The sequence below is a fragment of the Paenibacillus chitinolyticus NBRC 15660 genome (genome assembly GCF_000739915.1).
In the GTDB taxonomy this organism is placed as follows: Bacteria; Bacillota; Bacilli; order Paenibacillales; family NBRC-103111; genus Paenibacillus_F; species Paenibacillus_F chitinolyticus.
The window spans coordinates 421,531-428,757 of the sequence record NZ_BBJT01000001.1 but is presented as its reverse complement, the minus strand read 5'-3'; the positions used below and the strand labels follow the sequence as shown (position 1 = coordinate 428,757).

Sequence of the window (7,227 nt, the reverse complement as noted above, 5' to 3'; positions counted from 1 at the left end):
CGCAAGCTAAAGATCTATCATTGTTTCGGGAATTATTCAACGATGCGAAAAAAGGGAATGCCAAAAATGCGGAACAGTATTACAAGAACAGCTTGAAGTACAACTGTACATCGCAGCTTCAGGAAATCTATCTTCCCGTCCTGCTCGTTTACGGGGAAAAAGACAAGCACTTTCATCCTTATGCCAAAATATTGCATCAACGATTGCCGAAAAGTGAACTGGTTTTCATTAAAAAAGTCGATCACCGGATTCCTACGAAAGCCTCCGAACCACTGAACGAACTGATCAAGCAGTTCGTTCACCGCTTTGGCCACTCGTAGAGATTTGATGATGATCCAGTTCCGATCTCAAACCTATAACAAGCATAACTACCCGTTATAGATCGGAAAAGGTATCATTCACGCTTCCAGAATTAAGCAGATCGATATCTATGGGAACTCTCATTCTAAGTTAAAGTCCACCCCGATCAAGCCCACTCCGGTCAACTTGACTATAACTGATCCTGTGTGGTATTGTTATTTAATTATTACTAAGGAGAGATGTTGATGTCGGCGGTAGTTCTTAACTAATCAAATTCCATACTTGAGGTTTTCAACAGTCCCAAAGACCAATTGCTGAAAAAGCATGGTTTGTTTCGTTATGGGTATTTTGAAGGCTTCGGAATTAGTTAAGAACAACGGATATTAATCTAGGCCTTAGTGCTGCCTATTTTTATGCACCCACAATCCGTGCTGTTTTCAGCTCGGATTTTTTTGCTTTTCGCGGTGTTTATTTAGGCAGTGTCCAAAAAGGGCAGGGATGACGTATGTTCATTCCTGCCCTTTTTGTATTTTCAAAACGAAAAAATTACATTTTTTAGGAGGGTTTGTGTGAAGACGTATATTGAACAAGCAAGTCAGAATACCAGGCTGCAAGAAGGGACGCAGGTGATCGAGCAGTTGTTACTCGAATGTTACTTGAATCCGGGGATTTCAACGAAAGGGTTGGCACGCAAAACGCTGCTTCCGACCCCTGTCACTGCGGCAATTAAACGGGAATTGATTAAAGCGGGAGCGCTCGTGCAGGATCGTGGTGTCCGTTGTACTGCGGACGGACTGGCTTGGATTGAGCGGGAATGGGGATACGGCGGTTTGGATCATTCCCTTTATTACGATCTGCTTGATGAGACAACATGGATTGAGAGTCTTAAAGATATCTTGGTTATATTGGAGGAACTTTTTGCACTGCGGCCGTCTGTAGATGTTCAGATCGATCAATCCAAATGCACGCCGGAAACAAGCTTACGCCGGGCTATTCTTTGTTTGAAGCAGCATGCGTTGATCGGAAAGAAGATTTTATGCGTCGGCGATGACGATCTGGTAAGTGTGTCTATTGGTCTGCTGCTACAGCGGTTGTTTCCAGATGGCGGGCACACCGTTACGCATGTGGATGTTCTGGATATTGATGAAAGATTCCTAAGATATATTGAAACGATTGCGAAGGAGCGGGGATTACCGATCGGGTGCCACCAACTTGATTTGAGGGAGCCACTACCGGAAAACCTGCACGGGCAGTTTGATTGTTTCTTTACGGATCCCCCATATACGCTTCAGGGAATGGGGCTGTTCGTATCGCGCGGTATACAAGCATTGAAAAGGGAGAAGGGACTGCCGATATTTCTCTCTTTTGCCCATAAATCGCCTTCCTTTATGCTTGCCATGCAGCGGGAATTTGTCCGCATGGGGCTGACGGTCAGTGCTAATTTCCCGCAATTCAACGCCTACGAAGGCGCAGAAATGATCGCCAACCGTAGCCAAATGTTTATTCTGCGGAGAACGGATCAGACGAAACCCGAATACTCGGAGACTTTCACGGACGCCTTGTACACAGGTGAAGTGAAACAAACTCTGCGTACTTACCGCTGCAAGCAGTGCTCAAGAGAAGTGTATGTCGGCATCCATGGGGAGTTTGCAACCATCGAACAACTTAAGAATGAAGGATGTACAGGCTGCGGCAACGATACATTCGACATGGTGGCCAAAAAACAAGTATCTCAAGAAAGGAATGACAAGGATGATCATACGGCAGGTTGAAGCGCGTGATTGGGCTGAAATAGCGAAATGGGAGCGGGAGTTTTCCAAGATCTCTTTTGGAGACGAAGCCATCACGGACTTAACTTTTCACTTGAATAAGCTTGAAAAGGCAATGATTCGCGAACGGTCCGGAATGAATACCGCAAGATCGAATTACAAAATTGTAAGGTAGATGTAAGGCAAATCGATAGCTCAGGCCAGCCTCACAGGATAAGATTGGAACAATAAGATTGGAACAAATAGAATTGTTAAAAAGGAGAATCGAGATGAGGCTGTTTGAACTGCTGTTTTTTTTGTCAAACATCGGCTTGTTTGCATTAACAGTGCTATTAAAAAAAGGACGGCGTAGAATTCCAGTATTCGTTGCAAGCGGGATCGCCTCATTTTTACTGGTCATTCATTGGACGGTGGAAGGATACAGAGTTCAGCTATTTTTCTCCTATTGCATAACGATCATTTTTTTAGCCATTTCAGGTTATCGCTATTTTAAAAAAACCGGCCTCAAAAAAATCCCGCGATTCATGTTGGGTTCAGCTTATACCGCTATAGCGATAATGCTGGTCGTAACAGCGGGGCTCATGTATGCTTTTCCTGTATTTAAACTAGCTGAACCGACAGGCGAATTTAAGGTTGGAACGCAAACTTTTCATTTCGTGGATCCAAATAGGGAAGAGATTTTCGACAAAACCAGAAAGGGTAAGAGAGAATTGATGGTTCAGGTATGGTATCCGGCTCAAGCTGGCACCGGCAAGTACGCTCCCGTTATTCCCGATACCCGGATTTTACGTTATATGGCCGCGAACTATGGCCTTCCCGGGTTTACTCTTCAACACCTGAAGTACGTATCCAGTCATGCTTATTCGGGGGCTGAGCTCTCTTCAGCACAGACTTCATTTCCGCTGATCCTTGCGAATCCCGGCTTCGGCTCTTCCAGGTTCCTTCACACGTCGCAAGCCGAAAATCTCGCGAGCCACGGATATATCGTGGCAGTGATCGACCACACCTACAATACATTTGCAACCGAGTTTCCGGACGGTCGGATCACGACTAGCACAACCAACGACTTATTCTCGCCCGACCATGATTACCGGACGGAAAGCGGTAATCGCGACAAGTTGGGAAAAGTTTTAACCGACGATGTGGCGTTTGCGCTGGACCAATTCGAGCTCATCCAAACGGGGCAGATTCCAAGCCATCTAAAAGGAAGGATTGATCTCGGTCATGTCGGAGTGTTCGGTCATTCCATCGGCGGAGCGACGGCCTATGACGCTTCTTACGATCCGCGAATCTCGGTTGGAATAGACTTGGATGGAGGGCTTTATCGACTGCGTGACAGAGAGGGTCTGCGAAAGCCGTTTTTGTTCATGAACTCGGAAAGCGAATTCGAAAGATTAAAGATGGTGATGGATAACCACGCCTACACGGAGGAAGAGCTTAAACGTATGGGCAACACAAGAGAGTGGATGGATCAAGTAACGGAAGACAAAAAGTTAGAGCTTGAACGGATGCGCGAAACGGTTTCCGCAGGGGGACAATTCCTCTATATCGACAATACGGAGCATTTGAATTTTACCGACGTACAGTTCATTTCTCCGATTTTCAAAATGCTGGGCGTTACAGGAAAGATTGGGCCCGAAAGAGCGAACTCCGTTATCAATGCCTATATGCTGGATTTCTTCGATATGTATCTGAAAAATCAAGGCGGAAACTTAATGAAAGGACCGGATAGCCGCTTTCCGGAGGTGAAGTTCGTAACCTCGCTATTATAAATTACGGAACAGGTTGCCGATTTTGATAGGCTTCCCTTCAAGTAGACCGGTTTAATAAATAAACCGCTACTTGAAGGGAGTTGTCCTTTGTCTAAGAAGAACGAAGCGGTTCAGGATTATCTCTCCGGTGAGTATTCGTCCTCGACGGGGATGCCGGCAGCTCTCAAATGCCCGTAGGCAACAATTCTACTAAACTGAGATGAAACTTCATTCGCAGGAAGATGCTGATCGTTTTTAATCCACCAAATGACAATCCCCATAAAAGCCGATACGAGATATTCGAGCAGCAAATCCTTGGATATCGCTAAAGGAGCATTTACCTGATCAGGATTCCACCCCTCGTTTAATTTATCTTTAATGATATTCTCCATTTTTGCTCGAAACTGATAGATTCTCTTCTCTTCGATTAACATGGCGTAATAAAAGGTAGTGTTGAGAGAAATATGTTCCAGTACAGTTTGCATGACTGTCTCAAGTATAGAAATACTGAACGGATTCATGCCGATGGGACAAAGGACGACCGCATCCTTTAATTCGCTCAACAATTCATTCATACATGTATCTAATAAATCGGGTTTATTTGGGTAGTGAAGATAAAATGTGTTTCGATTGATCATAGCCCGATCGGCAATATCCTGAATCGTTATCGCTTCATATCCTTTTTCCTGAATAAGCTCATAAAACGCCTTTCGAATCGATTGTTTCGTGCGAAGTATTCTTAGGTCGATTTTCTTGTTCATTATTTTCTGTTCCCTTCAATTTATTTAGAGCAGTTAAGCGACAAAGTTTGTTGAGATGTCTGTTATCCTTCAAAACCAAAAATATTGAATATTGAGCGTGATATTACCCTCCATTATAATGAGCGATAGATAAATAAACAACACGACGTTCATTATTTATCTAATGACTATAAACTTTTAGGAGGATATACAAATGACAATAAAAAGCCAAAATGAGCTTGTCCATAAGGCAATCGCTGTTCTGGAAAGTTTTGAGAGCGGCAATCCCGAAGCAATTACGGCTTACGTTCATCCAAAGCAATATATTCAGCACAACCAAGGCTTATCCGATGGTCATGCGGCCATGCTTGGTGCACTTGGCCATTTAAAGGAAATTGGTACGAAGGTAAGTGTTAAGCGTGCTTTGGTCGACGGAGATTATGTGGCACTTCATTCCGTATATGAGTTTTTTGGCTCCAAAATCATCATGGATATTTTCCGTTTTGAGAATGGACTGATCGTTGAACATTGGGACAATATGCAAGAGATGGTGGAAAAGACACCAAGCCATCATACGATGATTGACGGACCGGTCACGATAAAGGATATCGACAAGACGGATACCAACAAAGAATTTGTCAAAAGCTATGTTGAGAACATCTTGCTTGGGAAGAACCCTGGCCTGCTTGCCGCTTATTTTGATGGGGATAACTACATTCAGCATAGTCCACATATAGCAGATGGCCTTACCGGTCTCCAGGCTGCATTGCAGGAGCTGAAGAAAAAAAACATTGAATTTGAATATACTCATGTCCATCAGGTGATTGGACAAGGTGATTTTGTGCTTACAGTGAGTGAAGGTCTCTTCGACAATCAACCTACTGCTTTCTACGACATGTTCCGCGTGGAAAATGAAAAGATAGCCGAACATTGGGACGTCATCGAGGCCATACTGCCGGCAGAAAAACGAAAGAATTCGAACAGCAGATTTTAAGTTTGGTGCAGCTGAATCGTAAGCCTGACGTCAACTGAGCATGAAACGCTACCGTAAAACGCAAAAAGAAGCCCGTTCTGATAAAGGAACTGGCTTCTTTTTGCTATCTCCGGGTAGACAATCAAAGTCACATTTACGCGTCTACTGATTAAGTCAACCAGATTTTGTTCACGTGCCGTTGGTAAGGATAAATTTTCACATATGGTTTTGAATATTTCAAATTTTAATTATGAATAGATTCATCATACAATAAAGTCACTCTTGGGGACCTAGTTTCTACTAGACAATCCCTGATGTGTTATGTGATGTTCAGAGAGCCTAAACCTGCTGTGCGCAGGATTACACGGATCTTTAGGTAGCCAACTAGCTATCATGTTGGAACAGCAACAACTAGCGGATATGGGTTTTGAAGCCTGGTACATCCGGACACTACCGATGATGGAAGAGTAAAAACTTTGACACATCGATAATTTTCGATATTATAATACGTATGAAGCCAATTTAAATTTTTAAAGCACTGTCCAATTCGTCGAGATTGCAAATATTGTTTTGGTTGAAAGATCCTGAAACACATTTTACGCCCTATGAAGGGGTTGATATGAGGAAAGTAGGGGTATGTGTTACTCAAGTCATGGAAAAGCTGAAGATGACACAGTCTACAGCTTCCCAATATCTATCGATACTTCAAAAGGCAGATCTGATTACGGTAGAACGGATCGGTAAGTATACGTATTTCAAAAGAAACGAGGAAACGTTACGCGAAATAGGTGCATTTTTCAATAACGAAATCTAATCACAACAAACTGAATGCTCTCCAAAGATTTCAGTTTGTTAATTATTATATCGAAATATTATTATATGTCGATATAATAATCATAATACATTGACATTATACGATATGTAGATTTTAGGTTGCAAGGTGGGGGATAATGCCGAAGCAGCAGTGTTGAGGTGGAGAGATTGTTCATAAGAACGGTCTCTATTTTATTGTGATTAGAAGGAGTATAGGTCTTGAAATCGAAAAAAATAACAGGCTTCAGAAAAGGTAATTGAAAAAATTGGTATTTATGATATATTTATTGACTTTGAGGTTAACTATAGAAAGGTGGGTCTTGAAATGAAATCTACTGAAGTCAAGCATTCAATAGCGAGGTTTTACATGCAGTAATGACGCATTTTTTTTGTTACTGATGATGGGAATTTAAGAGTAGGTTTATTCTACAAGTTGCTCAAAATAGAAGCTTCCGCGTTTTCGTTGTATAATTCACGTATTGTAAAAGTTAACAAGTTTTAATTCGAATTTCCGAGGGTGATTTCTATCAAAATTTCCATCGAAGTAATAGACCATACAGAAGAAGAGGAGATCCGCATCAGGTGTCACCAAGTAGACGACAAATGCATGAGCTCGTTAATAAAATAAAAACCGAAACGCTCATTGTACTTGGTTATCATGAGGATAAGATCAGCCGCATAAAACTTAGTGATATTTATTATTTTGAAGCTGTTAACGGGAAAGTGTTTGCGTATGGTAAGAACACCGTCCATGAAGTCAAACAAAAGCTTTATGAACTGGAGGAACTTTGCAAAGAGAAACATTGTTTTCGCGCCTCCAAATCGACCATTGCTAGGCCATTTATTATGATGAACTCATAAAAAGTTGGAGGAGGAGCAGA

At 42.4% G+C, this 7,227-nt stretch carries 7 protein-coding genes; 6 read left to right on the top strand and 1 reads right to left on the bottom strand.

Translation table 11 applies throughout. The features are described from left to right. From PCH01S_RS01820 to PCH01S_RS01805, 3 genes are all read left to right on the top strand, one after another. Nucleotides 1-320, top strand: a 320-nt coding sequence (locus PCH01S_RS01820) for an alpha/beta fold hydrolase (RefSeq protein WP_042226303.1), incomplete at its 5' end; no start/stop codon positions are given. A 549-nt stretch (nt 321-869) separates the two neighbouring features. Continuing rightward, nucleotides 870-2,072, top strand: a complete 1,203-nt coding sequence (locus PCH01S_RS01815) for a bis-aminopropyl spermidine synthase family protein (protein WP_042226243.1) — start codon at nt 870-872, stop codon at nt 2,070-2,072. A 266-nt stretch (nt 2,073-2,338) separates the two neighbouring features. Continuing rightward, complete coding sequence (locus PCH01S_RS01805) at nt 2,339-3,841, top strand: alpha/beta hydrolase family protein (RefSeq protein ID WP_042226241.1); 1,503 nt, start codon at nt 2,339-2,341, stop codon at nt 3,839-3,841. 116 nt (nt 3,842-3,957) lie between these two features. Here PCH01S_RS01805 and PCH01S_RS01800 read toward each other — a convergent pair whose 3' ends face one another. Then, a complete protein-coding gene (locus PCH01S_RS01800; RefSeq protein WP_042226239.1) occupies nt 3,958-4,581 on the bottom strand; it encodes a TetR/AcrR family transcriptional regulator in 624 nt (207 codons plus the stop codon). 193 nt (nt 4,582-4,774) lie between these two features. Here PCH01S_RS01800 and PCH01S_RS01795 point away from each other — a divergent pair, with 193 nt between their 5' ends. The 3 genes from PCH01S_RS01795 to PCH01S_RS29530 all read left to right on the top strand — a co-directional run bounded on the left by PCH01S_RS01795 (nt 4,775) and on the right by PCH01S_RS29530 (nt 7,207). Then, the gene (locus tag PCH01S_RS01795; protein WP_042226237.1) at nt 4,775-5,554 is read left to right on the top strand and encodes a nuclear transport factor 2 family protein; all 780 of its coding nucleotides are present in this window, start codon (nt 4,775-4,777) and stop codon (nt 5,552-5,554) included. Between the two features lie 505 nt (nt 5,555-6,059). After that, the gene (locus PCH01S_RS01790; RefSeq protein ID WP_241688904.1) at nt 6,060-6,347 is read left to right on the top strand and encodes an ArsR/SmtB family transcription factor; all 288 of its coding nucleotides are present in this window, start codon (nt 6,060-6,062) and stop codon (nt 6,345-6,347) included. Nucleotides 6,348-6,928: 581 nt separating this feature from the next. Beyond that, the gene (locus PCH01S_RS29530; RefSeq protein ID WP_241688676.1) at nt 6,929-7,207 is read left to right on the top strand and encodes a LytTR family DNA-binding domain-containing protein; all 279 of its coding nucleotides are present in this window, start codon (nt 6,929-6,931) and stop codon (nt 7,205-7,207) included. The last annotated feature ends 20 nt before the right edge of the window (nt 7,208-7,227 follow it).

Excerpts from the sequence above, each read along its gene's own strand:
- PCH01S_RS01795 (WP_042226237.1), top strand. The coding sequence starts at position 4,775 with ATGACAATAAAAAGCCAAAATGAGCTTGTCCATAAGGCAATCGCTGTT.
- PCH01S_RS01800 (WP_042226239.1), bottom strand. The coding sequence starts at position 4,581 with ATGAACAAGAAAATCGACCTAAGAATACTTCGCACGAAACAATCGATT.
- PCH01S_RS01805 (WP_042226241.1), top strand. The coding sequence starts at position 2,339 with ATGAGGCTGTTTGAACTGCTGTTTTTTTTGTCAAACATCGGCTTGTTT.